The organism is Pseudomonas frederiksbergensis, assembly GCF_003732665.1.
Taxonomy (GTDB): domain Bacteria; phylum Pseudomonadota; class Gammaproteobacteria; order Pseudomonadales; family Pseudomonadaceae; genus Aquipseudomonas; species Aquipseudomonas frederiksbergensis_G.
Genome location: NZ_MOBP01000005.1, coordinates 54,763 through 78,785, shown reverse-complemented (window position 1 = coordinate 78,785; position 24,023 = coordinate 54,763). Strand labels below are relative to the sequence as shown.

Sequence of the window (24,023 nt, the reverse complement as noted above, 5' to 3'; positions counted from 1 at the left end):
GTCAGGATTTGAGGTAGCCGTTTTGGGCCAGAAAGCTTTCGGTGATGTTGCTGGGCTCTCTATTTTTGGAGCCGGGCTCTGCGGCCTTATCGCCCAGCAACAGGCGCTCCAGATAACGTGCCAGCAAGTCCACTTCCAGATTCACCCGGCGACCTGGCTGGTAAGACGCCATGATGGTTTCGCTCAGGGTGTGGGGAATGATCGTCAGCAAGAACTCGGCGCCATCGACTGCGTTCACGGTCAGGCTGGTGCCGTCGACGGTGATCGAGCCTTTATGGGCGATGTACTTGGCGAGGTCTTTCGGTGCGCGGATGCGGAATTCCACAGCGCGGGCGTTCTCGGTGCGGGCAACCACTTCGCCCACGCCATCGACATGGCCGCTGACCAGATGACCGCCGAGGCGAGTAGTCGGGGTCAGGGCTTTTTCCAGGTTGACCGGGCTGCCGCTTTTCAGGTCGTTCATGGCGGTGCAGTCGAGGGTTTCACGGCTGACATCCGCCGCAAAGCCATTGCCGGGCAGTTCAACCGCGGTCAGGCACACGCCGTTGACCGCAATGCTGTCGCCCAGTTTGACGTCGCTCAGGTCGAGCTTGCCGGTTTCTACGTAAACCCGCACATCTCCGCCTTTTGGGGTCAATGCACGAATACTGCCGATGGATTCGATGATGCCGGTAAACATGGAGTCCTCCTCGAGAACAAAGCCGTCGCGTGGCGCAGGCCGGGAATTATACGCTCGCTGCCGGCACGGGAATGGCGATGACTCGCCAGTCATCGCCAACTGCGCGGATTTCGGTGATTTTGAGCTCGGGTGCGTCTTTCATTTGCGCCAGCGGCCAGTCCAGCAAAGGTCGTGCAGAAGAGCCGAGGAACTTGCCGGCGATGAAGATCTGGAATTCGTCCACCAGACCTTGCTGGGCAAAAGCCCCTGCCAGACGCGGACCCGCTTCGACCAATACTTCGTTGACCCCACGGTTGGCCAGTTCGACCAGCAACTTGCGCAGGTCCACCAGACCATCGTCGCCGGCCACGATCAGGCATTCCGGGCCATTGGCGTATTGTTCTTCGATGGCCATGCAGGTCGCGACCAACGCCGGGCCAGCCTTGAAGAACGGCGCGTCCAGCGGCACTCGCAAACGGCCGTCGATCAGCACGCGCAGCGGCGGACGGCTCATGGCCAATGCGGTTTGCTCGGCGTCCAGACCCAGTTCAGCGGCGCGCACGGTCAAACGAGCGTTGTCCGCCAGCACCGTGTCAGCGCCGGTCAGCACCACACTGGCCTGGGCGCGCAAGCGCTGCACCGCCGAACGCGCAGCAGGGCCGGTGATCCATTGGCTTTCGCCGCTTTCCATCGCCGTGCGACCGTCGAGACTCATGGCCAACTTGACCCGCACAAACGGCAAGCCATGTTCCATGCGTTTCAGGAAGCCTTCGTTGAGCTTGCGCGCTTCACCTTCCAGCACGCCGCTTTCGATGGCGATACCGGCCTGGGCCAGACGCTGCATGCCGCGACCGGCCACCGACGGGTTCGGGTCCTGCATCGCCGCCACCACGCGGGCGAGGCCGGCATTCACCAGCGCATCGGCACAGGGCGGTGTGTGGCCGTGGTGGCTGCAGGGTTCCAGGGTCACGTAAGCGGTGGCGCCACGGGCCTTGTCGCCCGCAGCGCGCAGGGCGTGGACTTCGGCGTGGGGTTCGCCGGTGCGCACATGCCAGCCTTCGCCGACGATCTGCCCGTCCTTGACGATCACACAGCCAACACGCGGGTTGGGGTGCGTCGTGTAATGACCTTTGCGCGCCAGTTCCAGGGCTCGGGCCATGTAATGGGCGTCGAGGATGGCTTGTTCGGAAGAGGTGGTCATTCTTTCACCGGCTCACGGGCCAGGCGATCGATCTCTTCGCGGAACTCGTTCAAGTCCTGGAAGCGCCGATACACGGAGGCGAAACGAATGTAGGCGACTTCGTCGAGCTTTTGCAGCTCGGCCATCACCAGTTCACCGACCACGAGGGATTTGACCTCTCGTTCGCCGGTGGCACGCAGTTTGTGTTTGATGTGCACCAGCGACGATTCGAGGCGTTCGACACTCACCGGGCGCTTTTCCAGCGCCCGCTGCATGCCGGCACGCAGTTTTTCTTCGTCGAACGGCTGACGGCTGCCGTCGGTTTTGATCAGGCGCGGCAACACCAGTTCGGCGGTCTCGAACGTCGTGAAACGCTCGCCGCAGGCCAGGCATTCACGCCGGCGGCGCACCTGTTCGCCCTCGGCGACCAGACGCGAGTCGATGACCTTGGTGTCGTTGGCACCGCAGAAGGGACAGTGCATGGTGGCAGGCAACAAAAAAAGGGAGGGCCATGGTAGCGCATCCCCGTGGCAAGACAAGCCATAGGGTTTGCGGTATACAGACGAGCAATATGTTTGATTCATGGATTTCACCTTGCTGGAGCCACAAATGTCGCTACGACCGCTCGTCCTGCTCAGTGTTTTAAGCCTGCTGGTGGCCTGCGGCAGCGATGCGCCCAAGCCCCAGCCACCGACCCCGGGCCCGGGCCCGGCGCCACAAGCGGCGCAGAAAAAAGCCAAGGAATCCGCTGACCTCGGCCCGTTGCCGGCCTATCAGCGTGAACTGAGCGGCACCCTGCAAGGCGTGCCGGCCGGTGCCGAAGTGGAACTGGCGCTGCTGGTGATCGACGACAAGTCCCGCCCGCAACAATTACTTGCCAGCTCCAGCCTGATCGGCACCAACCAGGTGCTGCCGTTTCGCCTGCGCTTCAATCCGGAATCCTTTCCGGTCGGCGCCCGCGTGGAACTGCGCGGCCGCGCCACCCAGTCCGGCCAGTTGATCTTGCATCTGCCGTCACAGACCATCACCCAACCGACCACCCAGGCGTTAGGCCAACTGCAATTCGTCAAAGCCCCATGATTGCACCGCTCGACCTGCAACAGGCGTTAGGTGAATTGCTCGGCGATGCGCAACTCGTCGCCTGCCATTTGCCGGACACCGACCTGGAGCTCTGGCTGATCGACGGCGACAACATGGACCGCGCCTTCAGCCCCGAAGAAACCCGGCGGATTCTGCATGAGCCGCCCTACTGGAGTTTCTGCTGGGCCAGTGGTCTGGCGGTGGCGCGGTATCTGGCCGAGTTTCCCGAGTGGGTTAAAGGCAAGCGGGTGCTGGATTTTGGCGCGGGTTCCGGGGTGGCCGGGATTGCGGCGGTCAAGGCCGGGGCGCTGGAAGTGGTGGCTTGCGACCTGGACCCGCTGGCGATTGCCGCGTGTCGGGCGAATGCTCGGCTCAATGATGTAGAACTCAATTATTCGACGGATTTCTTTGCCGAGGCCGATCGCTTTGATCTGATTCTGGTCGCCGACGTGCTGTATGACCGGGCGAATCTGCCGCTGCTCGATGAGTTTTTGAGTCGCGGCAGGGAAGCCTTGGTCGCGGATTCGCGGGTCCGGGATTTTCGTCATCCGCTGTACCGGCGCATTGAAATGCTGGAGGCGATGACCTTGCCCGATCTGGCCGAGCCGGAAGAGTTCCGGCATGTGAGCCTTTACCATGCGCGGCGCGGCTAAAAGCTTCGCGGGCAAGCCCGCTCCCACAGTAGTTTTGTGCTGATCACAAAATCCGGGTTCGCCGCAATTCCCATGTGGGAGCGGGCTTGCTCGCGAAGGCGTCCTGTCAGCCAATACATCTGCAACGGCCACCCCGCTTCCGGCCACACCCCGCCAAGCCGTATAGTTGCCTCATTCACGCTTCCAAGAGATCCCTCATGAGTCAGGAAACGCCGTACATCTTCGACGCTACGACTGCCGATTTCGACCAGTCGGTGATCGAGAACTCTTTTCACAAACCGGTGCTGGTGGATTTCTGGGCCGAGTGGTGTGCGCCGTGCAAGGCGCTGATGCCGATGCTGCAAACCATCGCCGAGAGCTATCAGGGCGAGTTGTTGCTGGCCAAGGTCAATTGCGACGTCGAGCCGGACATCGTCTCGCGCTTCGGCATTCGCAGCCTGCCGACCGTGGTGCTGTTCAAGGACGGTCAGCCGGTGGACGGTTTTGCCGGTGCGCAGCCGGAATCCGCCGTACGCGCCATGCTTGAACCTCACGTGCAAATGCCGCCGCCGGCCGCTGCTGATCCGTTCGAACAGGCCCAGGCGTTGTTCGACGAAGGCCGTTTTGCCGACGCCGAAGCCATCCTCACAGTGCTGCTGGGCGAAGACAACACCAACGCCAAAGCGCTGATCCTGTATGCCCGCTGCCTCACCGAACGCGGCGAGCTGGGCGAAGCGCAAACCGTGCTCGACGCGGTCAAGACCGATGAGCACAAGGCTGCGCTGGCGGGTGCTAAGGCGCAGATCCAGTTTTTGGGTCAGGCCAAGGATTTGCCGGATGCCGCTGACCTGAAAGCGCGCCTGGCCAAAGATCCGCAGGACGATGAAGCGGTGTATCAATTGGCGATCCAGCAACTGGCCCGCCAGCAATACGAACCGGCGCTGGACTCACTGCTGAAGCTGTTCATCCGCAACCGCAGTTACAGCGAAGGCCTGCCGCACAAGACCTTGCTGCAAGTGTTCGAACTGCTGGGTAATGATCACCCGCTGGTGACCACCTATCGGCGCAAGTTGTTCGCCGCGTTGTATTAATCGGATTCGGGTCCTGTGAACCCGGTCCCGTAGGAGCTGCGGCACGCTGCGATTTTTTGATCTTGTTTTTGCGGTGCTGGAACAACCGAAAGATCAAAAGATCGCAGCCTTCGGCAGCTCCTACGCTGGCTCGCGCCAGCTGTAGAGCGGCGTATCCCCGCCGCTCACCACTTTCACATCCGCGCTATGGCGCAGGCGTACCAACAACCGCTTGCCCGACGCCGCGCTGCCCGTCAGCCCTTCCAACTGCTCCAGCAAATCCGGCCCGCTCAATTGTCCGGCCTTGCGCAGCAGGTCTTTGGCGATCTGCCACAGCGCGTCATCCTGATTCAGCGGTTTGGCCGCCGGAACGCTGACGTCCTCGGTTTTGCTGACCTGCAACTGCGCGCCAAGCCGTGCCCAGTCGCCGTCGTCCATCTCCAGGGTCAAATCCACCGGACAGTCGCCGATGCTTCCGCGTATTCGCAACATGAGTCTGCTCCTGCACATTTCTGACCTGCATGCTCCCATGGGTCTTGTGCAACGCCAAGCGGGCGGTCAAACTCTCCGCACTTTCGTTATAAGATTACATAACAAACCTTTCACTTTACTTTCCGGAGACCCGCCATGCGTCGTCTGCTTCTCGCTCTGCCGTTTGCCCTGTTGCCGCTGGCCGTCGCCTATGCGGCCAATGAATCTGAACACGGCAGCCTCGGCGCCCACGAACATGGCGTCGGTCGCTTGAACGCAGCGCTGGACGGCCAGACCCTGGAGCTGGAGCTGGAAAGCCCGGCGATGAACCTGGTGGGCTTCGAGCACGTCGCCACCACCGATGCCGACAAAGCCAAAGTCGCCGCCGCCAAGGCGAAGCTGGAAAACCCGCTGGCGTTGTTCAACCTGCCGAAAGCCGCCGGTTGCAAAGTCGCGACCCAGGAACTGGAAAGTCCGCTGTTCGGTGACAAGCCGGACGCCGACGATGACCACGACGAAGCGGACAAGGACGGTCACGAGCATCACCACGACCACAGCGAAATCCACGCCCATTACCAATTCAGTTGCTCGGCCCCCGGTGCGTTGAAAACGCTGGACCTGACGACGATCTTCAACACCTTCCCGGCGACCCAGAAGATTCAGGTACAACTGATCAGCCCGAGCGGCCAGCAAGGTGTTGAAGTGACGTCCAAGGCAGCAGCCCTGAAATTCTGACCCACCACGATCCTGTAGGAGCGAGGCTTGCCCGCGAAGAGGCCGTCACATTCAACAGAGATGTCGATTGTGAGATCGCTTTCGCGGGCAAGCCTCGCTCCTACAAGGGCTCACCACCTCCCTGACCGGTTTCACATGACCCAAGCACTCATCGAACTGTCCGACCTGGGCTTCAGTTGGCCCGGCCACCCGCCGCTGCTGGACATCCCGGCGTTTCGCCTGGAACCGGGTGAAACCCTGTTCCTCAAAGGCCCCAGCGGCAGTGGCAAAACCACCCTGCTCGGCCTGCTCGGCGGTGTGCAGAAGCCTGATCGGGGCAGTATCCGTTTGCTCGGCCAGGAACTGACCGAACTCGGTGCCGGCGCTCGCGACCGTTTTCGCGTCGATCACACCGGTTACATCTTTCAGCAGTTCAACTTGCTGCCGTTCCTCTCGGTGCGCGAGAACGTCGAGTTGCCCTGCCACTTCTCCAAATTGCGCGCCGAACGGGCGAAGCAGCGTCACGGCAGCGTCGATCAAGCCGCCGCCACCCTGCTCGCGCATTTGGGTTTGAAGGATGAAAGCATCCTCAGCCGCCGCGCCGATTCGCTGTCCATCGGCCAGCAACAACGGGTCGCCGCCGCACGGGCGCTGATCGGCCAACCGGAACTGGTGATCGCCGATGAACCGACCTCGGCCCTGGATTACGACGCCCGGGAGAACTTCATTCGCCTGCTGTTCGCCGAATGCCGCGAAGCCGGCTCGAGCCTGTTGTTCGTCAGCCATGACCAGAGCCTCGCGCCGCTGTTCGACCGCAACCTGTCGCTGGCCGAGCTCAATCGCGCCGCCACCCCGTTCGAGGTCTGAGATGTATTTGTTTCGTCTAGCCCTGGCCAGCCTGGCTAACCGCCGCTTTACCGCGATTCTCACCGCGTTCGCCATTGCCCTGTCGGTCTGCCTGTTGCTGGCCGTGGAACGGGTGCGCACCGAAGCCAAGGCCAGTTTCGCCAGCACCATCAGCGGCACCGACCTGATCGTCGGCGCCCGTTCCGGCTCGGTGAACCTGTTGCTGTACTCGGTGTTCCGCATCGGCAACGCCACCAACAACATCCGTTGGGACAGCTTCGAACACTTCGCCAACAACCCGAAAGTGAAGTGGGCGATCCCGATGTCCCTCGGCGATTCCCATCGCGGTTATCGGGTGATGGGCACCACCGAGGCGTACTTCGAGCACTACCAGTACGGCCATCAACAACACCTGGAAATCGCCGACGGCCGCGCCTTCGCCACCGACCCGTTCGAGGTGGTGCTCGGCGCCGAAGTGGCGGATGCGCTGCACTACAAACTCGGCGACAAACTGGTGCTGGCCCACGGCGTTGCGGTGATCAGCCTGGTCAAGCACGACGACAAACCGTTCACCGTGGTCGGCATTCTCAAGCGCACCGGCACCCCGGTGGACCGCACGTTGCACATCAGCCTCGGCGGCATGGAGGCAATCCACATCGACTGGCACAACGGCGTGCCCGCCCAAGGCCAGGGCCGGATCAGCGCCGATCAGGCACGCAATATGGACCTGACGCCGCAAGCGATCACCGCGTTCATGCTCGGCCTCAACAGCAAGATTTCGACCTTCGCGGTGCAGCGTGAGATCAACGAATTCCGTGGCGAACCGATGCTGGCGATCCTGCCGGGGGTGGCGTTGCAGGAGTTGTGGAGTTTGATGAGCACCGCGGAAAAAGCCTTGTTCGTTGTCTCGCTGTTCGTGGTGCTGACCGGGTTGATCGGCATGCTCACCGCGATTCTCACCAGCCTCAATGAACGGCGGCGCGAGATGGCGATCCTGCGTTCGGTGGGTGCGCGGCCGTGGCACATCGCGACGCTGTTGGTGCTGGAAGCCTTCGCCCTGGCGCTGTCCGGGGTGATTGCCGGCGTGGCGCTCCTGTATGTGTGCATCGCCGCCGCGCAAGGTTATGTGCAGGCGAATTACGGTTTGTACCTGCCGCTGGCCTGGCCGAGCGAATATGAATGGACGCTGCTCGGTGGCATCCTGATCGCCGCGCTGCTGATGGGCAGCGTGCCGGCCTGGCGCGCGTATCGCCAATCATTGGCCGATGGCCTGTCGATCCGTTTATGAGGACGTTAAAGATGCCCCGCGCTCTGCTCGCGCTGTTGATGCTGGTCGCCCTGCCGCTGTGGGCGGCTGAACCTGCGGATTTGACCTGGTCGGAAATGATCCCCCCGGATGCCCCGGCGGAAGTGCCGAACATGACGCCGCTGCACGACCTGTCGCAGATGAGCAGCGCCCTGGAGTCGGCTCCGGCCGCCAAGCAGGACCTGCCGAATGCGCCGGTGGTGAAGAGTCTCGATGGCAAAAACATTCGCTTGCCGGGTTACATCGTGCCGCTGGAAGTGAGTGAAGAAGGTCGCACCACGGAGTTTCTGCTGGTGCCGTATTTCGGCGCCTGCATCCACGTGCCGCCACCGCCATCGAACCAGATCGTGCATGTGAAAAGCGAGGTCGGTGTGAAGCTCGATGAGCTGTATCAGCCGTACTGGATCGAGGGTTCGTTGCAGGTTAAAGCATCCACCAGCGAATTGGCGGATGCCGGGTATCAGATGGAGGCGGACAAGATTTATGTGTATGAATTGCCGGAGTGAATCCGGGGGTTCTGTGTTGTTTGATCGATAGTCTTCGCGAGCAAGCCCGCTCCCACAGGGGATTTGTGTTGATGCACAGATCCAATGTGGGAGCGGGCTTGCTCGCGAAGAGGCCCGCAAAGGTTCCACAAAAAACCACCCCATCACTGTTTCATTGAGCTGAATCAAAAGGCCGTATCAGATGGCTCTTTACCATTGGACATCGAACATTTTTAACGTCCTTTGGAGCCCCCATGAACAAGTCCTTGCTCAGCGCCTCGCTGTTTGCCCTCGCGCTCGCAGCCCCGCTCGCCCACGCCCACGAGGCCGGCGACATCATCGTTCGCGCCGGCGCGATCACCGTCAACCCGAAAGCCGACAGCTCCAGCGTCAAGGTTGACCAGGGTCCTCTGGCCGGTGCCAATCTGGGTGGCAAGGCCACCATGAGCAGCGACACGCAACTGGGTCTGAACTTCGCCTACATGATTGACAGCCACTGGGGCATCGAGCTGCTCGCCGCCTCGCCGTTCGAACATGACGTGAAAATCAAAGGCACCGCCCTGGGCGCGGCCAACGGCAAACTCGGCACCCTGAAACACCTGCCGCCAACCCTCAGCGTCGTCTACTACCCGCTCGATGCGAAGTCCGCGTTCCAACCATATGTCGGCGCCGGCATCAACTACACCTGGATCTACGACGAACACGTCGGCAGCGAAGCCCAGGCCAACGGTTTCAGCAACTTCAAGGCGAAAAACTCCTGGGGCATGGCGTTCCAGGTCGGCGCTGACTACATGATCACCGACAACATCATGCTCAACGCCCAGATGCGCTACATCGACATCGACACCCGCGCCACCGTGGAAAACGACGCCGTGGCCCCGGGCACCCGGGCCAAGGTCAATGTGGACGTGGACCCGTTCATCTACATGGTCGGGCTTGGTTACAAGTTCTAAGAAGGACCTGAATTGCTTTTGTGGCGAGGGAGCTTGCTCCCGCTGGGCTGCGCAGCAGACCCAAAACCTGCGACCGCGATTCATCTGGCACACCGCGTTCACTGGGTTGCGACTGCTGCGCAGCCGAGCGGGAGCAAGCTCCCTCGCCACAGGGATTGAGTCAACCTGAGCTAAAATGCCAGCCACAAAAAAGGCGCCTCGAAAGGCGCCTTTTTCATGGCGGCGAAAAACTCAGCGTCCCAACAACCGCGCCAAACCAACGCTCATCGGCGTCTGCTCAGGATAGGTAAACCGCTCCAGCAACCGTCGGTTGTTCGCCCGCGAGTGGCGGATATCACCGGAACGCGCCGGGCCGTAGGTGATGGGTGGCAACTCACCGACGACTTGCGCCAGCGCTTCAAGCATCTGCTTCAAAGTCGTCGCCTGGTTCCAGCCAACATTCACTGCGCCCACTTCAATCTGTGGCTGCTCAATTGCCTGCACCAACAAATCCACCAGGTCCTCGACGTAGACAAAATCCCGGGTCTGCTCGCCGTCGCCAAACACGGTGATCGGCAACCCTTTCTGTGCGCGTTCGCTGAAGATGCTGATCACCCCGGAGTACGGCGAGGACGGGTCCTGGCGCGGGCCGAAGATGTTGAAGAAGCGGAACACCACGGGCTCCAGGCCATGCTGGCGGCGGTAGAAATCGAGGTAGTACTCGCCGGCCAGTTTGTCAGAAGCGTAAGGCGTCAGCGGTGCCTTGGCGGTTTCTTCGTCAATCGACTCGCCTTCACCGTTGTTGCCGTACACCGCCGCGCTGGAGGCGAACAACACCCGTTTAATGCCGGCCTGGCGCATGGCCTCGCACACATTCAGGGTGCCGATGAAGTTGCTCTGGTGAGTCTTCACCGGATCGTCTACCGACGCCTGCACCGAGGCCACGGCGGCCAGGTGCGCGACGGCGCTGCAACCAATCGTCGAGCGAGCGACCAATGCCGCATCGGCGACGTCGCCGACAATCAGCTCGACCTTGGGATTGTCCAGCGGCAGGTTGCTGCGTTTGCCGGTGGACAGGTCATCGAGAATTCGCACCGAATGACCCTTGGCGAGCAAGGCATCGGTAAGGTGTGAACCGATGAAACCGGCACCGCCGGTGATGAAAACTGGGCCGTCAGCCATGGCGATAGAACCTATCCAGTAAGCCCGGGAGCGCCGCGCGCCAGGCGCGAGGCTTGATCCCGAAGGTGTGCAGAATTTTCTTGCAAGCCAGCACCGCGTGTTGCGGCTCTTCGGCAGCGTCGGGCCGTGCGGCGTGAGCCTGGGCGGTCGGCGCTTCGATGGCCAGTTCGTGCAGGTTGCGTGCTTCGGTGATGATCGCCTGCCCCAATGCCAGCGGCGTGGTCGCCTCATGTCCGGCGTAATGATAGGTGCCCCACAGCGGCGCCGCACAATCGAGTTGCTTGAGCACCGAGATGATCACCCGGGCCGCGTCGTCCACCGGTGTCGGATTGCCCCGGCGGTCATCGGCCATCAGCAACTCTCCCGGGGTTTCGGCCCGGGCCAGGAAGCGCCCGAGGGTGCCGTCGGGGCTGTCGTCGAGCAACCAGCCGAAGCGCAACAACACGTGTTGCGGGCAGGTGGCGCGTACGCTTTGTTCGATTCGCCACAAGGCCTGACCGCGCAGGCCCAGGGGCACCGGCTCGTCTTTTTCGCTGTAGGCCGTGGCCCGGGAGCCGTCGAACACACGGTAGCTCGACGGTTGCAGCAGCACGATGTTGTGGTGCTGGCACAGTTCGGCCAGACGCTCCACCGCCCGCTCTTGCCCGGCCAGACGTTGCTCGCTGACAGTCTCCGCCTGGAACCAGTCGAAGTAATAGGCGAGGTTGATCAGCGCGTCCGGACGGGTGTCGTCGAGCAGTTGCGTCAGGCTCGCGGCATCCCAGCCGTCTTGTGGTGGGCGGGGGGCGAGGAAACCGATGTCTTCCTCCGCACCGAGGCGAATCAGCGCCTGCCCAAGGGCATTTCCGCCGCCCAGTAACATAAGGCGCATTCGCATAGAGTCAGCAGGCCCAGTCTGATTGGAACAATGGCTTAATCGACACCGCCCGCAGGCAATGTCATCGATAGATGCCGGAATCGTTGCATTTTGCGGGTTTAGTGCGCAACCGTCATCCGTAAAGTGTAGTTCCCCGGGTTTTGCGGTGCCTGTTCTGGCCTCTTCGCGGGCAAGCCTCGCTCCTACAGGGGGCGGTGGCGCTTTTGTGGGAGCGGGCTTGCTCGCGAAGAGGCCTTCAGCATCGATACACATCCCCAGCGGTACTTGCATCTTCCCCACCCCGCCCGCATAAATTGCTGCATGAACCTGCCCATCCCCGCCGACAGTGCCCTGGCCGGCTTCCATCCTGCCGTCAGCGCCTGGTTCCGCAACACCTTCGCGACGGTGACCGCCGCCCAGGCCCGGGCGTGGCCGTTGATTCGTCAACGGCGCTCGACGCTGATCGCTGCGCCCACCGGCTCCGGCAAAACCCTCACCGCGTTCCTCGCCGTACTGGATGACCTGTTTCACCAGGGCCTGGAGAACGGAGGTCATCTACCGGACGAAACCCTGGTGGTCTATGTCTCGCCGCTCAAGGCGTTATCCAACGACATCCAGATCAACCTGCAAAACCCGCTGGCCGGGATCACCGAGCAATTGCGCGTGATGGGCCTGCCCGAATTGCGGATCAACACCGCCGTGCGCACCGGCGACACCCCGCAAAAAGACCGCTCGGCGATGCGCAAGCACGCGCCGCACATTCTGGTGACCACCCCGGAATCCCTTTACGTGCTGCTCGGCTCCGACTCCGGACGCAAGATGCTCGGCACCACGCGCACGGTGATCGTCGATGAAATCCATGCCATCGCCGCCAGTAAACGTGGCAGCCACTTGGCGTTGAGTCTCGAACGGTTGCAGGCGCTATGCCCTGAGCCTTTGATGCGTATCGGCCTGTCCGCCACGCAAAAACCCATCGAAGCCGTCTCGCGTTTCCTGGTCGGCCGTGATCGCGAGTGCGACATCATCGACATCGGCCACGCCCGCCCGCGAGATCTCGACATCGAAGTGCCGCCCGTGCCGCTGTCGGCGGTGATGGCCAATGACGTGTGGGAACTGGTCTACGACCGCCTCGCCGTCCTCGCCCGTGAACACCGCACCACGCTGATTTTCGTCAACACCCGGCGCTTGGCCGAACGCCTGAGCCGGCACCTGAGCGAACGCCTGGGCAAAGAAGCCGTGGCCGCGCACCACGGCAGCCTGGCCAAGGAATTTCGCCTCGACGCCGAACAACGGCTCAAGCGCGGCGAGCTGCAAGTGTTGATCGCCACGGCCTCGCTGGAATTGGGCATCGATATCGGTGACGTCGATCTGGTGTGCCAGATTGCCTCACCCCGTTCGATTGCCGGATTCCTGCAACGGGTCGGCCGTTCCGGGCACCAGGTCGGCGGCACGCCCAAGGGCCGATTGTTCGCCACCACCCGCGACGACCTGATCGAATGCACCGCGTTGCTCGACTGCGTGCGCCGGGGTGAACTCGACACTTTGCTGATCCCGGTCGCACCGCTGGACGTCCTCGCACAGCAAATCATCGCCGAGGTCAGTTGTCAGGAATGGCACGAGCAAGCGTTGCTGGAACTGTTCCGCCAGGCCTCGCCCTACGCCAACCTCGATGAAAACCACTATCAAGCGCTGTTGCAGATGCTCGCCGAGGGCTACAACGGTCGCCAGGGCATGCGTAGCGCTTACCTGCATCGCGATGCCGTGAGCCGCACCCTGCGCGGCCGTCGGGGCAGCAAATTGACCGCCGTGACCAGCGGCGGCACCATCCCCGACAACGCCGACTACAGCGTAGTGCTGGAGCCTCAAGGGCTGAACATCGGCAGCGTCAACGAAGACTTCGCCGTGGAAAGCATCGCTGGGGATATCTTCCAGCTCGGCAATACGTCGTACCGCATCTTGCGGGTCGACACCGGCAAGGTCCGGGTCGAAGACGCCCATGGCCAGCCGCCGACCATTCCGTTCTGGCTCGGCGAAGCGCCGGGGCGTAGCGCGGAACTGTCGTTCGCCGTGGCACGCCTGCAAGCGCACATCGATGAACTGCTCGGCGCCACACCCGGCAACCTGCAACCGGCGATTGACTGGCTCACCGACACCCTCGGCCTCAACCTCGCCAGCGCCGAGCAACTGGTGGATTACCTCGCCCGCGCACGCCTGACCCTCGGTGCTTTGCCCTCACAAGACACCTTGCTGATGGAGCGATTTTTCGACGAGTCCGGCGGCACGCAACTGATCATCCACACGCCGTTCGGCAGCCGCATCAACCGCGCCTGGGGCCTGGCCCTGCGCAAGCGCTTCTGCCGCACCTTCAATTTCGAATTGCAGGCCGCCGCCAGCGAAGACGCGATCGTGCTGTCGCTGTCCACCAGCCACAGCTTTGAACTGGATGACGTCTGGCGCTACCTGCACAGCAACAGCGCCGAGCACATCCTGATTCAAGCCGTGCTCGAAGCGCCGCTGTTCGGCGTGCGCTGGCGCTGGAATGCCGGGGTTGCCCTGGCGTTGCCGCGCTACAGCGGCGGGCGCAAAGTCGCGCCGCAGATCCAGCGGATGAAAAGCGAAGACCTGATCGCCAATGTGTTTCCCGATCAGATTGCCTGCGTGGAAAACCTCGCCGGCGAGCGGGAAGTGCCCGCGCATCCGCTGGTGGAACAAACCCTCGACGATTGCCTGCACGAAGCCATGGACACCGAAGGCTGGCTGGCGCTGCTGCGGCGCATGGAAAGCGGCGATGTCCGCCTGATCAGCCGCGACCTGCCGGCGCCCTCGCCCCTGGCGGCAGAAATTCTCAGCGCCCGGCCCTACACCTTTCTCGACGATGCGCCGCTGGAAGAACGCCGCACCCAAGCGGTGCTCAATCGGCGCTGGACCGATCCACAATCCACCGACGACCTCGGCGCGCTGGATGCCGAGGCGATTCAAGCGGTGCGTGATGAAGCCTGGCCCGCGCCCACGAGTGTCGATGAAATGCATGAGGCGTTGATGAGTCTGGCGTGCATCTCCAATGCCGAAGCTCAGGCCAATCCCCATTGGCTGGAATGGCTCAACGCCCTGGCCGAGAGCGGTCGCGCCAGCCGCTTGCTGATCAACCCCGTTCAATCACTGTGGCTGGCGCTGGAACGCCTGACCTGCCTGAAAGCGATTTATCCACAGGCGATTTTGCTGCCGCCACTGGAAGCGTTGCACGGTTTCAATGAGCCCTGGGACACCGATGACGCGGTGCTGGAAGTGATTCGTGCGCGGCTCAGCGGGTTTGGTCCGCTGCCGTTGCAGGCGATTGCCGAACCTCTGGGATTACCGGAGATTCAAGTCACTCAAACCCTGGCGCACCTGGAGCGCGAAGGTTATGTGCTGCGCGGTCAATTTACGCCGGGCATTGATCAAGACGAATGGTGCGAGCGGCATCTGCTGGCGCGGATTCATCGTTACACGGTCAAGCGCCTGCGCCGGGAAATCGAGCCGGTGGCGTTGCAGGATTTCATGCGGTTTCTGTTCGACTGGCAGCATCTGTCCCCTGCAACCCAAGGTCAGGGCAGCGCGGTGTTGCCATCGATTGTCAGCCAGTTTGAAGGCTACCCCGCCGCCGCATCGGCGTGGGACAGCGACCTCCTGCCGGCGCGGCTCAAGGACTATTCACCGAGCTGGCTCGATGACCTGTGCCGCAGCGGCAAACTGGTGTGGACGCGCCTGACCGCGCGCAACACGAGCACGGCGCTGCGTAGTACGCCGATTGTGCTGTTGCCCCGTAGCCAGGTCGGGTTGTGGAGCGGTTTGACCGAGCAGACTCCAGTCAGCGAACTGTCGCCCAAGACGCAAAAAGTGTTCGAAGCCCTGAGCCAACACGGCGCGTTGTTTTTCGATGAGTTGATTCACGAAGCGCATCTGCTGCGCACGGAACTGGAAATCGCCTTGCAGGAACTGGTGGGCGCCGGGCTAGTGAACGCCGACAGCTTCGCCGGGCTGCGGGCGCTGATCACCCCGGCGAGCAAACGCCAGCAACGCAGCAGCCGTCGCGGACGCGGGGCGTTTGTCGGCGGCATGGACGACGCCGGACGCTGGGCCTTGCTGCGACGCGGACCACCGCCGCCGGTTGTGGATAACAAACGCCCGGCGCCGACACCCGCCGACGCCCTGGAACACATCGCCATGACCTTGCTGCGCCGCTATGGCGTGGTGTTCTGGCGTTTGCTGGAACGCGAGGCGGACTGGCTGCCGAGCTGGCGCGAGTTGCTGCGCACCTTTCATCGACTGGAGGCGCGGGGGGAGATTCGCGGTGGGCGGTTTGTCAGTGGTTTGGCCGGGGAACAGTTTGCCTTGCCGGAGGCGATTCCGTTGCTGCGGGAAGTGCGGCGCCGGCCCCATGACGGGAGTCTGGTGGCAGTGTGTGGCGTGGATCCGCTGAACCTGGCCGGGACGTTGCTGCCAGGGGTGAAAGTGCCGGCGCTGGCGAGTAATCGGTTGGTGTATCGGGATGGGTTGCCGGCGGCGGCGGAGATTGCCGGCAAACAGGTGATTTGGGTGGAGTTGGATCAGCAGGCCGGGGCTGAATTACACAATAAGCTGACCAGACACCATTACCTGTAGGAGCGAGGCTTGCCCGCGAAGAGGCCATCACAGCCAATAGAGATGTTGACTGACAGATCGCCTTCGCGGGCAAGCCTCGCTCCTACAGGGGATTGTGTTTGGCCATTCTCATGCGACCCGTAAGAACGATCGTCACTGGGTACGGGGCTGATCCGGCAACAACACCGGCGAATGCTCCGGCACCGGCCCCTCCTCTTCCGCGCCATCCACCACCCGATGCGGCATCAACACCTGCTGTGGATAAGTCTGCGCGAAGTGCACCCACGGGCTGTTATCCACAAGCTTTTTCAAGCGCTGGTTAAACGCCCGGCTCACCGCATATTGCCCGCCCGACACCGTGCGGAACTGCGCCGTCAGCACCACGCCGTTGAGGTCCATTTTGTCGACACCAAACACATCCAGCGGCCCTTGCAGGTTGTACTTGAGAAAGGCGTCGTCGCGGATCGAATCCCCGGCCTCACGGATCAGCTCGATGGCCTTGTCCACATCGGTGTCGTAGGTGAACTGCACCGAGAAGAACGCATACGCAAATTGCCGCGATTGGTTGGTCACAGCCTTGATCTGCCCGAATGGCACCGAATGCACAAAGCCCTTGCCGTCACGCAGACGCAAGGTGCGGATGGTCAGGCCTTCGACCGTGCCGGCGTGGCCAGAGTCGAGCACCACCCAATCACCAATCGACAGGGTGTCTTCGATGATGATGAACAGCCCGGTAATCACGTCCTGCACCAATTGCTGGGAGCCGAAACCGATGGCCAGACCCACCACCCCGGCACCTGCCAGCAGCGGCGCGACGTTGATCCCGAGGTTGGCCATGGTGGTGATCGCGCAGATCACCACCAGGATGATTTTGATCGCGTTGCGCAGCAGCGGCAGGATGGTTTTCACCCGCGTGCTGGGCTGGCGTGCCGAGCGTTTGCTGACTGGCGGTTTCAGCGCTTCCTGAATCGCCGTGTCGAGCACCACCCACAGCAGCCAGGTCACGAGGAAGATCAGGCCGATGCTGCTCAGGGCATTACCAATCGCCCGGCCCACGGAGTTTTGCTCGGCGAACTCGAACAGCGAAACGCCCCAGATACGGCCAAGAATTTCGATGAAGGCCACCGCCATAACGATCCGCAACAAGGCATGCAACAAGCTGAGAAAGCGATCCTTATAAGCACTGCTGCGCTGGAATTTTTCGACCTTCCGGGACTTGAACAGGTGCTGGAAAATCGTGCTGAGGAACACCGTGGCGATCAGCAGGATCGTGGTGAACAACGCACAGCGCAGGGCTTTCTGATTGTCCTCGCCGACGCCGATCAGGTTGATCGTCGACACCATGACCATCAACAGAATCGGCCAGTACCAGAGCCCGGAAAAGATCCGCAGGGATTCTTGCAGCGACGGCCGGTTGAGACGCTGGGCCAACGGTCGATTGCGGATCAGATGCGCCACCGGGCGCCTCAGACGAATAACCAGCAGACCGAAGATGATCGAGGCAAACAACGCGGTGAACACCGCGACGCTGCTGGTGATATTGCCCCCCAGTTGCCGGGCGATCTGCGGGCTGGTCAGGGCATCGCTGAGCGCCGCGAGGAAGCCGATCAGGAACAGCGGCTTGGGGCTGTAGTCGCGGATGATCTGCACCGCCGGGCGTTTATGGCCGGTGTTGAACATGACGATGACGCACAGCAGCATCGAGGTCGAAAAAATGCCGCTGCTGGTGGCGTAGGCAAAACACAGCGCCAGCGCCCGCCCCGCCGAGGCTTGCAGGAAATGGCTGACGTAGAGGGTCAACGGCAGGCAGACCACGGCGGGTAAGGTGTAGGGCAGCAAATAGCCGAGCAAGTCCTGGCTGCGTTGCCGGGTGCGAAGCCAGCGGTTTTGGCTCAAGCGTTTGGCGGCAATGCCGCCGAGCACCGTGAGCAAGGCGAAGGTGCCGAGCCAGACGCCGGACAGCATCAGGAAATCGCCGGTCACGCTCCAGCCCGATCGCGCCGAGGGCTGGTTGACCAGTTTGTCGACTTCATCCGCCGCCCGATCCGCCCGCACGCGCCAGGCGTCTACCAGATTGTCGTTGAGGTCGAGTTTGTCCTGCACGTCGTCGATGCTGGAACTGATCGCCCCCAGCAGCCCGCCCTGGACCAGTGGCTCAGGCTTGGCCGGCGCTTCAGCAGTGGCGGGAACACCCGGCAATCCAGCGGCCTCTAGCTCGCCGCAACCCAGAACCAACAACGCCCCCAGTAGTAACGCAGTCTTGAACTTGAACAAAACGCGGAGCTCCTTGCGAAGGGTCTGTAAGGAACTGATCGGCAAATGGCCGGCAAGTTCGGTTTTGGCCGTCGATAACCGACAACACAGTACCCCTTGTGGGAGCGGGCTTGCTCGCGAATGCGGTCGATCAGCTGAGTTCAGTGGTGACTGACACACCGCATTCGCGAGCAAGCCCGCTCCCACAGGGGTTCTGTAGTGCTCGGTCGATATTTGATCTGCACGCAAATATCAAATGCCCACCCCTGTATTTTTCCGCACAGCCCAAACCCCGACACTGCGCTCCATCAATTAACCCACCGGAGTTGCAGTCATGCCCATTGCCTTGCTCGCGCTGACCCTCAGCGCCTTCGCCATCGGGACGACCGAGTTCGTCATCGTTGGCCTGTTACCCACCATCGGCGCCGACCTCGGGGTCAGCCTGCCGTCCGCCGGCCTGCTGGTCAGCCTTTACGCCCTGGGCGTGGCCATCGGCGCGCCGGTGCTGACCGCCCTTACCGGCAAAGTCCCGCGCAAATTGTTACTGCTGTCGCTGATGGTGCTGTTCACCCTCGGCAACTTGCTGGCCTGGAAAGCGCCGAGTTATGAATCGCTGATCATTGCGCGGATCGTCACCGGTCTGGCCCACGGGGTGTTTTTCTCGATTGGCTCGACCATCGCCACCAGCCTGGTGCCGAAGGAAAAAGCCGCCAGCGCGATTGCGATCATGTTCACCGGCCTCACCGTGGCGCTGGTCACCGGCGTGCCGTTGGGGACGTTTATTGGTCAGCATTTCGGCTGGCGTGAAACCTTCCTCGCCGTGTCGGCGCTGGGTGTGATCGCGTTTATCGGCAGCCTGATTTATGTGCCGAAAAACATCACCCACAGCAAACCCGCGTCCCTGCTGGAACAACTGCAAGTGCTCAAACAACCGCGCCTGCTGCTGGTGTATGCCATGACAGCGGTCGGTTACGGCGGCTCGTTCATCGCTTTCACGTTCCTCGCGCCGATTCTTCAGGACATCTCCGGCTTCAGCGCCAGCACTGTCAGCCTGGTATTGCTGGTCTACGGCATATCGGTAGCGGTGGGTAACATCTGGGGCGGCAAACTGGCGGACAAACGCGGCCCGATCAGTGCCCTGAAAATCATCTTCGCCCTGCTCGCCGCCGTGCTGTTCGTGCTGACCTTCACCGCCGGGAATCCATGGCTGGCCCTGGCCACTGTGCTGGTTTGGGGTGCGGTGGCGTTCGGCAATGTGCCGGGGTTGCAGGTTTATGTGGTGCGTCAGGCCGAGCATCACACCCCGAACGCGGTGGACGTGGCGTCGGGCCTGAACATTGCGGCGTTCAACCTGGGGATTGCCGGGGGTGCGTGGGGCGGTGGTTTGATCGTGGCGAATATGGGGTTGATTCATACCGCGTGGATCGGTGGCCTGGTGGTGTTGGTGGCCCTGGCGTTGACCCTGTGGAGTGGGCGGCTTGATCGCTTGGGCCCGGTGTATGCCGAAAGCTCAACACGCGTCGTCGCCGGTCACTAAAACCCTGTGGGAGCGGGCTTGCTCGCGAATGCGGTATGTCAGCCACATTGATGGTGACTGACACGCCCTCTTCGCGAGCAAGCCCGCTCCCACATTTGGTTTGTGGTGTTTGCTCGAGTGTTTACCGTCCGTAGTTCCATGGAAACTTTCTCGTTTGCCCGACAGTCATCCAAAAATGGCGGGCAAACGACGGGAGGGACACATGGCGGCGATTCATATTGGTATTTCCGGCTGGCGCTACACGCCGTGGCGCGGGGGGTTCTACCCGAAGGGGTTGACCCAAAAGCGCGAATTGCAATTCGCCTCGCGGGCGGTCAACAGCATCGAAATCAATGGATCGTTCTACGCCCTGCAACGGCCCGAACGCTATCTGCAGTGGTACGACGAAACCCCGCCGGGCTTCGTCTTCAGCGTCAAGGCCCCGCGTTTCATCACCCACATCCGGCGCCTGCGGGACATCCACAAACCCCTGGCCAATTTCTTCGCTTCGGGGGTGCTGGAACTCAAGGACAAACTCGGCCCGATCCTCTGGCAATTCCCGCCCAGCTTCAAATTCGACGCCGAACTGTTCGAGCACTTTCTCGACCAATTGCCCCACAACACCGAACAGGCCGCCGCCCTCGCCCGCCAGCACGATTCGCACCTGCACGGCCACGCCAGCCTCAAGGCCCACGGCAGGAAGCCGTTGCGCCACGCCGTGGAGATCCGCCACGACAGCTTCGTCGACCCAGCCTTTACCCGTCTGCTGCGCCGCTACAACACCGCCCTGGTGATCGCCGACACCGCCGGCAAATGGCCGTACCGCGAAGACCTCACCAGTGATTTCGTGTACCTGCGCCTGCACGGTGCCGAAGAACTCTACGCCAGCGGCTACACGCCCCAGGCCCTGAAACGCTGGGGTGACCGTATTGAGGCGTGGAATCACGGCCAGCAACCGACCGACCCGCACCTGATTGCACCGCGCCAGAAACCCAAGGTGCGCAAATCCCGGGAAGTGTTTTGCTACTTCGATAACGACATCAAGGTCCGCGCGCCCTTCGACGCCCGCAGTTTGCTGGAACGCTTCCGTCTCGACGAACATCTCGCCACCCGTCCCGGCGAGCCTGCCGCCGAAGGGGTGTTGCCATGAGCATTTCCGAACCGGTCGGCACCACTGACGAGCAGCAAAACGTGATCACCAGCGTGCGCCGCTTTACCGTGCTGACGGTCAACACCCATAAGGGTTTCACCGCCCTCAACCGGCGCTTCATCCTGCCCGAACTGCGTGAAGCGGTGCGCAGTGTCTCTGCCGACGTGGTGTTTTTGCAGGAAGTCCACGGCACCCACGAGCAGCACCCCCAGCGCTACAGCAACTGGCCGACCATGCCGCAATACGAATTCCTCGCCGACACTCTGTGGCCGCAGTTCGCCTATGGTCGCAACGCGGTGTACCCGGCGGGGGATCACGGCAATGCGCTGCTGTCGAAATTCCAGATCATCCGCCACGACAACCTCGACGTGTCCATCAGCGGCCACGAGAACCGCGGCCTGTTGCATTGCGTGTTGCGCCTGCCCGGCGACGGCCAGGAAGTGCATGCGATTTGCGTGCACCTCGGGCTGCGGGAAAGCCATCGCACGGCGCAACTCAAGTTGCTGGCCGAACGCCTGGAAGACTTGCCGAGTGATGCGCCCGTGATCGTCGCCGGCGACTTCAACGACTGGCGTCAGCGTGCCGATGCCTTGCTCAAGCCCAGCGGTTTGCGCGAAGTGTTCGCCGAGCACCACGGCAAACCGGCCCGCAGTTTTCCGGCGCGCTGGCCGACGCTGCGCCTGGACCGCATTTACGTACGCAACCTCAAGGCCAGCCGCCCGCAAGTATTGGCGGCGCGGCCCTGGTCCCACCTTTCTGACCACGCACCGCTTTCGGTGGAGATCGAGCTATGAACAATCCATCGATGGAAAAAGCCGCCGTGGAGCACATCGCCACGCCGCCACTGGGCGAGCCGGCATTGGCCGACGTCGAATACGGCTGGCACGGCAACAACCGGGTCGAGTTGCTGGAAAACGGCGAAGCGTATTTCCCCCGGGTGTTCGAAGTGTTGCGCGAGGCCAAGAGTGAAATCCTCCTGGAGACCTTCATCCTGTGGGAGGACAAGGTCGGCAACGAGTTGCAGCAGATCCTGATGGAGGCGGCCCGGCGTGGTGTGCGGGTGACCATCAGCCTCGACGGCTTTGGCTGCGGCGAATTGAGCACCGGTTACCTCGCGGCGCTGAACGAGGCTGGCGTGCATATCCAGATGTTTGACCCGGCGCCCAAGCATTTGGGCTTTCGCACCAACTGGTTCCGGCGCTTGCACCGCAAGATCGTGGTGGTCGACGGCACCATCGCGTTTATCGGCGGAATCAATTTTTCCGGCGATCACCTGGCGGACTTCGGCCCCGAGGCCAAGCAGGATTATGCCGTTGAAGTCCAAGGCCCGGCGGTGGCCGACATTCATCACTACGCGCTGCTGCAAAGCGGTCGTCCGGCCCGGGCCAAATACTGGTGGCAACGCCGACGGCAACGACGTTCGGAACTGGCCTTCAGCGACCATGACGGCCAAGTGCGGCTGGTGTACCGCGACAACGGCGACCATCGCACGGACATCGAGGAGGTTTATCGCCTGGCGTTGCGCAGCGCCCAACGCCGGGTGGTGATCGCCAACGCTTACTTCTTTCCCGGTTATCGCCTCTTGCGGGAGATCCGCAACGCCGCGCGCCGGGGCGTGGAGGTGCGACTGATCCTGCAAGGCCAACCGGACATGCTGGTGGCCAAGCTTGCGGCGCGCATGACCTACGACTACCTGCTCAAGGCCGGGGTGCAGATTTACGAATACTGCGACCGGCCGCTGCACGGCAAAGTGGCGTTGGTGGACGAGGACTGGAGCACCGTGGGGTCGAGCAACCTCGACCCGTTGAGCCTGTCGATGAACCTGGAAGCCAATGTGTTGATCCGCGACCGGACCTTCAACCGCGAGTTGTTCGAACGCCTGGAAGACCTGAGCCAGCACCACTGCAAAGCCATGTCGGCGGAAAAATCCCCACGCGGGCGGGTCTGGCACATGACCGTGGGTTTCCTGGTGTTCCACTTCCTGCGCCACTTTCCGGCGTGGGCCGGGTGGCTGCCGGCGCACAAGCCACGGCTGCAACCCTTCATCCATCCGGCCGGGAGCGATCGTCATGAGCCACACTGACGCACAACCGGCCACCCATGCCGACAGTCCAGGCAAGTCCAAATGGAGCCGCTGGAAAAAACCGCTGACGATGCTGTTTTTCCTGGCGCTGATCGTGCTGTTGACGATGCTCGCCCAGCGCCTGGAATGGAACGAGGTGTTCGACACCCTGGCGGATTTCAAGGTGCGCACGCTGATCATTGCCTCGGGCGTGACGCTGCTGAGTTTTCTGGTGTATGCCTGCTTCGACCTGATCGGCCGCACCTACATCCGCCAGAACCTGACCTGGAAACAGATTCTGCCGGTGGGGATCATCAGCTACGCCTTCAACCTCAATTTGAGCGCCTGGGTCGGTGGCATCGCCATGCGCTATCGCCTGTATTCGCGGCTGGGCGTGAGCAAGGGCAACATCGCGAAAATCCTCGGGTTGAGCCTGGCCACCAACTGGATCGGCTACATGCTGATTGCTGGCGTGATCTTCAGCAGCGGCCTGGTCAGCATGCCGCCGGGCTGGAAGCTGAGCAGCGATGCGTTGCAAGTGGTGGGCGTGGTGTTGCTGTTGCTGAGCGCGGGCTATCTGGCGGCGTGCCAGTTTTCCAAGCGGCGGGAATGGGCGATTCGCGGGGTGGAAATCAACTTGCCGTCCCTGCGCATGGCCGTGCTGCAACTGGCGCTTGGGGCATTGAACTGGTCGTTGATGGCGGCGGTGATTTTCACCCTGCTGCCGAGCAAACTCGACTATCCGCTGGTGCTGGGGGTGTTGCTGATCAGTGCGATTGCCGGGGTCATTACCCACATTCCGGCGGGGCTTGGGGTGTTGGAGGCGGTGTTTGTGGCGCTGCTGCAACATGAAACGTCCCGGGGCAGCCTGGTGGCGGGGTTGCTGGCGTATCGGGCGATTTATTTCATCTTGCCGTTGTTGATTGCGTTGGTGATGTACCTGGTGGTGGAGGCCAAGGCCAAGGCGTTGCGCATTAAGAAGAAACCTGCCTGAGTAATGCGGTGAGGCG

General features: G+C 62.2%; 21 protein-coding genes. 14 read left to right on the top strand and 7 right to left on the bottom strand.

Annotated features, from left to right (window positions below; genetic code table 11):
- Position 1: 1 nt before the first annotated feature.
- From BK665_RS08145 to nrdR, 3 genes are read right to left on the bottom strand one after another with little or no spacing between them, the layout of a single operon-like run.
- A complete protein-coding gene (locus BK665_RS08145) occupies positions 2-679 on the bottom strand; it encodes a riboflavin synthase (protein WP_123404440.1) in 678 nt (225 codons plus the stop codon).
- Between the two features lie 46 nt (positions 680-725).
- A complete protein-coding gene (ribD, locus tag BK665_RS08140; protein WP_123404438.1) occupies positions 726-1,859 on the bottom strand; it encodes a bifunctional diaminohydroxyphosphoribosylaminopyrimidine deaminase/5-amino-6-(5-phosphoribosylamino)uracil reductase RibD in 1,134 nt (377 codons plus the stop codon).
- Positions 1,856-2,320 (bottom strand): transcriptional regulator NrdR, encoded by a 465-nt coding sequence (nrdR, locus tag BK665_RS08135; protein ID WP_003228656.1) that lies wholly within the window; start codon positions 2,318-2,320, stop codon positions 1,856-1,858. Before nrdR ends, ribD begins: the two co-directional genes overlap by 4 nt.
- Before the next feature lie 127 nt (positions 2,321-2,447).
- Here nrdR and BK665_RS08130 point away from each other — a divergent pair, with 127 nt between their 5' ends.
- The 3 genes from BK665_RS08130 (at position 2,448) to trxA (ending at position 4,641) form a co-directional block, all read left to right on the top strand.
- Positions 2,448-2,918, top strand: coding sequence for a hypothetical protein (locus BK665_RS08130; RefSeq protein WP_123404994.1), 471 nt, complete (start codon positions 2,448-2,450; stop codon positions 2,916-2,918).
- Positions 2,915-3,571, top strand: coding sequence for a class I SAM-dependent methyltransferase (locus BK665_RS08125; RefSeq protein WP_123404434.1), 657 nt, complete (start codon positions 2,915-2,917; stop codon positions 3,569-3,571). The genes BK665_RS08130 and BK665_RS08125 overlap by 4 nt, the downstream gene beginning before the upstream one ends.
- Positions 3,572-3,768: 197 nt before the next feature.
- Positions 3,769-4,641: a thioredoxin gene (trxA, locus tag BK665_RS08120; RefSeq protein WP_123404432.1), complete on the top strand. Its 873-nt coding sequence runs from the start codon at positions 3,769-3,771 to the stop codon at positions 4,639-4,641.
- Positions 4,642-4,761: 120 nt separating this feature from the next.
- Here trxA and BK665_RS08115 read toward each other — a convergent pair whose 3' ends face one another.
- On the bottom strand, positions 4,762-5,112 hold the full coding sequence (locus tag BK665_RS08115; protein ID WP_123404430.1) for a hypothetical protein: 351 nt from the start codon (positions 5,110-5,112) through the stop codon (positions 4,762-4,764).
- Between the two features lie 135 nt (positions 5,113-5,247).
- Here BK665_RS08115 and BK665_RS08110 point away from each other — a divergent pair, with 135 nt between their 5' ends.
- From BK665_RS08110 to BK665_RS08090, 5 genes are all read left to right on the top strand, one after another.
- Positions 5,248-5,826 carry a DUF2796 domain-containing protein gene (locus tag BK665_RS08110; protein ID WP_123404428.1) on the top strand — a complete coding sequence of 193 codons (579 nt, stop codon included), beginning with the start codon at positions 5,248-5,250 and terminating at the stop codon, positions 5,824-5,826.
- Positions 5,827-5,961: 135 nt separating this feature from the next.
- Complete coding sequence (locus BK665_RS08105) at positions 5,962-6,672, top strand: ABC transporter ATP-binding protein (RefSeq protein ID WP_123404426.1); 711 nt, start codon at positions 5,962-5,964, stop codon at positions 6,670-6,672.
- A gap of 1 nt (position 6,673) precedes the next feature.
- On the top strand, positions 6,674-7,939 hold the full coding sequence (locus tag BK665_RS08100) for an ABC transporter permease (RefSeq protein WP_123404424.1): 1,266 nt from the start codon (positions 6,674-6,676) through the stop codon (positions 7,937-7,939).
- Between the two features lie 11 nt (positions 7,940-7,950).
- On the top strand, positions 7,951-8,463 hold the full coding sequence (locus BK665_RS08095; RefSeq protein WP_123404423.1) for a DUF3299 domain-containing protein: 513 nt from the start codon (positions 7,951-7,953) through the stop codon (positions 8,461-8,463).
- A 233-nt stretch (positions 8,464-8,696) separates the two neighbouring features.
- Positions 8,697-9,395, top strand: coding sequence for an OmpW/AlkL family protein (locus BK665_RS08090; protein WP_123404421.1), 699 nt, complete (start codon positions 8,697-8,699; stop codon positions 9,393-9,395).
- 231 nt (positions 9,396-9,626) lie between these two features.
- On the opposite strand, the gene pgnE is transcribed toward BK665_RS08090, so the two are convergent.
- Both pgnE and BK665_RS08080 read right to left on the bottom strand, forming a co-directional pair.
- The gene (gene pgnE / locus BK665_RS08085; protein WP_123404419.1) at positions 9,627-10,556 is read right to left on the bottom strand and encodes a UDP-N-acetylglucosamine epimerase PgnE; all 930 of its coding nucleotides are present in this window, start codon (positions 10,554-10,556) and stop codon (positions 9,627-9,629) included.
- Positions 10,549-11,433 (bottom strand): sugar nucleotide-binding protein, encoded by an 885-nt coding sequence (locus BK665_RS08080; protein ID WP_123404417.1) that lies wholly within the window; start codon positions 11,431-11,433, stop codon positions 10,549-10,551. Before BK665_RS08080 ends, pgnE begins: the two co-directional genes overlap by 8 nt.
- Positions 11,434-11,733: 300 nt before the next feature.
- Between BK665_RS08080 and BK665_RS08075 the strand changes: the two genes are divergently transcribed.
- Positions 11,734-16,053 (top strand): DEAD/DEAH box helicase, encoded by a 4,320-nt coding sequence (locus BK665_RS08075; RefSeq protein ID WP_123404415.1) that lies wholly within the window; start codon positions 11,734-11,736, stop codon positions 16,051-16,053.
- Between the two features lie 132 nt (positions 16,054-16,185).
- Here the strand turns inward: BK665_RS08075 and BK665_RS08070 are convergent, their stop codons facing one another.
- Complete coding sequence (locus BK665_RS08070) at positions 16,186-18,306, bottom strand: mechanosensitive ion channel family protein (protein ID WP_123404413.1); 2,121 nt, start codon at positions 18,304-18,306, stop codon at positions 16,186-16,188.
- Positions 18,307-18,619: 313 nt separating this feature from the next.
- Here BK665_RS08070 and BK665_RS08060 point away from each other — a divergent pair, with 313 nt between their 5' ends.
- The 5 genes from BK665_RS08060 (at position 18,620) to BK665_RS08040 (ending at position 24,007) form a co-directional block, all read left to right on the top strand.
- Entirely contained in the window at positions 18,620-19,822 is a 1,203-nt protein-coding gene (locus BK665_RS08060; protein WP_123404411.1) for an MFS transporter, read from the top strand.
- Positions 19,823-20,024: 202 nt separating this feature from the next.
- Entirely contained in the window at positions 20,025-20,951 is a 927-nt protein-coding gene (locus BK665_RS08055; protein WP_123404409.1) for a DUF72 domain-containing protein, read from the top strand.
- On the top strand, positions 20,948-21,745 hold the full coding sequence (locus BK665_RS08050) for an endonuclease/exonuclease/phosphatase family protein (protein ID WP_123404407.1): 798 nt from the start codon (positions 20,948-20,950) through the stop codon (positions 21,743-21,745). Before BK665_RS08055 ends, BK665_RS08050 begins: the two co-directional genes overlap by 4 nt.
- Positions 21,742-23,034: a cardiolipin synthase ClsB gene (gene clsB / locus BK665_RS08045; protein ID WP_123404405.1), complete on the top strand. Its 1,293-nt coding sequence runs from the start codon at positions 21,742-21,744 to the stop codon at positions 23,032-23,034. Before BK665_RS08050 ends, clsB begins: the two co-directional genes overlap by 4 nt.
- Entirely contained in the window at positions 23,021-24,007 is a 987-nt protein-coding gene (locus tag BK665_RS08040; RefSeq protein WP_123404403.1) for a lysylphosphatidylglycerol synthase domain-containing protein, read from the top strand. Before clsB ends, BK665_RS08040 begins: the two co-directional genes overlap by 14 nt.
- Positions 24,008-24,023 lie beyond the last annotated feature (16 nt).

Bases quoted from the DNA above. Each gene is read 5' to 3' on its own strand.
- BK665_RS08145 (WP_123404440.1), bottom strand. From the start codon at position 679: ATGTTTACCGGCATCATCGAATCCATCGGCAGTATTCGTGCATTGACC.
- ribD (WP_123404438.1), bottom strand. From the start codon at position 1,859: ATGACCACCTCTTCCGAACAAGCCATCCTCGACGCCCATTACATGGCC.
- nrdR (WP_003228656.1), bottom strand. From the start codon at position 2,320: ATGCACTGTCCCTTCTGCGGTGCCAACGACACCAAGGTCATCGACTCG.
- BK665_RS08130 (WP_123404994.1), top strand. From the start codon at position 2,448: ATGTCGCTACGACCGCTCGTCCTGCTCAGTGTTTTAAGCCTGCTGGTG.
- BK665_RS08125 (WP_123404434.1), top strand. From the start codon at position 2,915: ATGATTGCACCGCTCGACCTGCAACAGGCGTTAGGTGAATTGCTCGGC.
- trxA (WP_123404432.1), top strand. From the start codon at position 3,769: ATGAGTCAGGAAACGCCGTACATCTTCGACGCTACGACTGCCGATTTC.
- BK665_RS08115 (WP_123404430.1), bottom strand. From the start codon at position 5,112: ATGTTGCGAATACGCGGAAGCATCGGCGACTGTCCGGTGGATTTGACC.
- BK665_RS08110 (WP_123404428.1), top strand. From the start codon at position 5,248: ATGCGTCGTCTGCTTCTCGCTCTGCCGTTTGCCCTGTTGCCGCTGGCC.
- BK665_RS08105 (WP_123404426.1), top strand. From the start codon at position 5,962: ATGACCCAAGCACTCATCGAACTGTCCGACCTGGGCTTCAGTTGGCCC.
- BK665_RS08100 (WP_123404424.1), top strand. From the start codon at position 6,674: ATGTATTTGTTTCGTCTAGCCCTGGCCAGCCTGGCTAACCGCCGCTTT.
- BK665_RS08095 (WP_123404423.1), top strand. From the start codon at position 7,951: ATGCCCCGCGCTCTGCTCGCGCTGTTGATGCTGGTCGCCCTGCCGCTG.
- BK665_RS08090 (WP_123404421.1), top strand. From the start codon at position 8,697: ATGAACAAGTCCTTGCTCAGCGCCTCGCTGTTTGCCCTCGCGCTCGCA.
- pgnE (WP_123404419.1), bottom strand. From the start codon at position 10,556: ATGGCTGACGGCCCAGTTTTCATCACCGGCGGTGCCGGTTTCATCGGT.
- BK665_RS08080 (WP_123404417.1), bottom strand. From the start codon at position 11,433: ATGCGAATGCGCCTTATGTTACTGGGCGGCGGAAATGCCCTTGGGCAG.
- BK665_RS08075 (WP_123404415.1), top strand. From the start codon at position 11,734: ATGAACCTGCCCATCCCCGCCGACAGTGCCCTGGCCGGCTTCCATCCT.
- BK665_RS08060 (WP_123404411.1), top strand. From the start codon at position 18,620: ATGCCCATTGCCTTGCTCGCGCTGACCCTCAGCGCCTTCGCCATCGGG.
- BK665_RS08055 (WP_123404409.1), top strand. From the start codon at position 20,025: ATGGCGGCGATTCATATTGGTATTTCCGGCTGGCGCTACACGCCGTGG.
- BK665_RS08050 (WP_123404407.1), top strand. From the start codon at position 20,948: ATGAGCATTTCCGAACCGGTCGGCACCACTGACGAGCAGCAAAACGTG.
- clsB (WP_123404405.1), top strand. From the start codon at position 21,742: ATGAACAATCCATCGATGGAAAAAGCCGCCGTGGAGCACATCGCCACG.
- BK665_RS08040 (WP_123404403.1), top strand. From the start codon at position 23,021: ATGAGCCACACTGACGCACAACCGGCCACCCATGCCGACAGTCCAGGC.